This window comes from Micromonospora sp. CPCC 206061, from assembly GCF_036906915.1.
Classification (GTDB): domain Bacteria; phylum Actinomycetota; class Actinomycetes; order Mycobacteriales; family Micromonosporaceae; genus Phytohabitans.
Map to the genome: position 1 here is coordinate 1 of NZ_JBAKHX010000196.1, position 1561 is coordinate 1561.

1 protein-coding gene is annotated in these 1561 nt (G+C 69.8%); it reads right to left on the reverse strand.

Annotated features, from left to right (window positions below; all coding sequences use genetic code 11):
* The coding region (locus V6V89_RS41320) for a type I polyketide synthase (RefSeq protein WP_334625203.1) at positions 1-1547 on the reverse strand (1547 nt) is incomplete at its 3' end.
* Positions 1548-1561 lie beyond the last annotated feature (14 nt).

Here is a 1561-nt window from a genome sequence, read left to right on the forward strand (position 1 = left end):
GGCTCGGGTCGTCCACTGCGGAGGGTGGGCGTGAATGTTCCGGTGGTGGTGTCTGCGGCCATGGCGGTGAGGACGCCGTCCGGCCCGAGTTCGAGGTATTTGGTGACGCCTTGGGCGGCGAGGGTGTTGATGCCGTCGGTGAAGCGGACGGCGTGGCGGACGTGCTTGACCCAGTAGTCGGGGGAGGCGAGGTCGTCTGCGATCGACCCGGTGAGGTTGGAGATTACCGGGATCGCTGGTTCGGCGTAGGTGAGGGAGGCGGCGACGTCGCGGAATTGGTTGAGCATGCCGTCCATGTGGGGGGAGTGGAAGGCGTGGCTGACGGTGAGGCGTTTGGTTTTGCGGCCTCGCTCGGTCCAGGTCTGTCCGACGGCGAAAACCGCGTCTTCGTCGCCGGAGATGACGACGGAGGTGGGGCCGTTGATGGCGGCGATGTCGACGCCGTCGGGTAGGGATCCGATCTCTTGTTCGGTGGCTTGGATGGCGAGCATGGCGCCGCCGCCGGGTAGTTCCTGCATGAGGGCGGCGCGTGCGGTGACGAGCGTGGCGGCGTCGGGTAGTGAGAGGACGCCGGCGAGGTGTGCGGCGGTGATTTCGCCGATGGAGTGGCCCAGTAGGTAGTCGGGTGTGACTGCGAAGCTTTCCATGAGCCGGTAGAGCGCGGTTTGGAGTGCGAATAGGGCGGGTTGGGTGTATCGGGTTTGGTGTAGGCGTTGGTCGTTGGGGGTGAACATGATGTGGCGTAGTTCGGTGGGGAGTCCGGCGGCGATGGTTTGGTCGAGGGTGTCGGCGAAGATGGGGTAGGTGTTGTAGAGGGTGCTGCCCATGCCGTGGCGTTGGCTGCCCTGCCCGGTGAACAGGTACGCCAGCTTCCCAGCCGCGGTCTGACCCCGCACCAGGTTGCCGGCCGGAGCGCCCGCGGCCAGCGCGCGGAGGCCAGCCACCGCCTGGTCCCGGTCACCGGCCACGACGACCGCGCGCTGCTCCAGCGCAGCGCGGGTGGTGGCGAGCGACCAGCCGACGTCGGCGACCGTCAGGTCCGGGTCGGCCTCGACGGCGTCGGCGAGCCGCCCCGCCTGGGCCCGCAGGGCGGCCTCGGAGCGCGCTGACAGCTGCCACGGCAGCGGTCCGGCGATGGCCGGTGCCGGAGTCGCCGCCGGGGTCGCCGCCGGCTCGGCGGCCGGTGGCTCCTCGATGATGATGTGCGCGTTGGTGCCGCTGATGCCGAACGATGAGACACCCGCCCGGCGGGGATGCCCGTTGGTCTTCCACTGCTGGGCGTCGGTGAGGAGCTGGACGGCGCCGGTCGACCAGTCCACGTGCGGGGTCGGCGCGTCGACGTGCAGCGTCTTGGGCAGCAGCCCGTGCCGCATGGCCATCACCATCTTGATGACGCCCGCGACCCCGGCCGCCGCCTGGGTGTGCCCGATGTTCGACTTGATCGACCCCAGCCATAGTGGACGGTCGCGTTCCTGGCCGTAGGTGGCCAGCAGCGCCTGGGCCTCGATCGGGTCACCCAGCGTGGTGCCGGTGCCATGCGCCTCCACGGCGTCCACCTCGG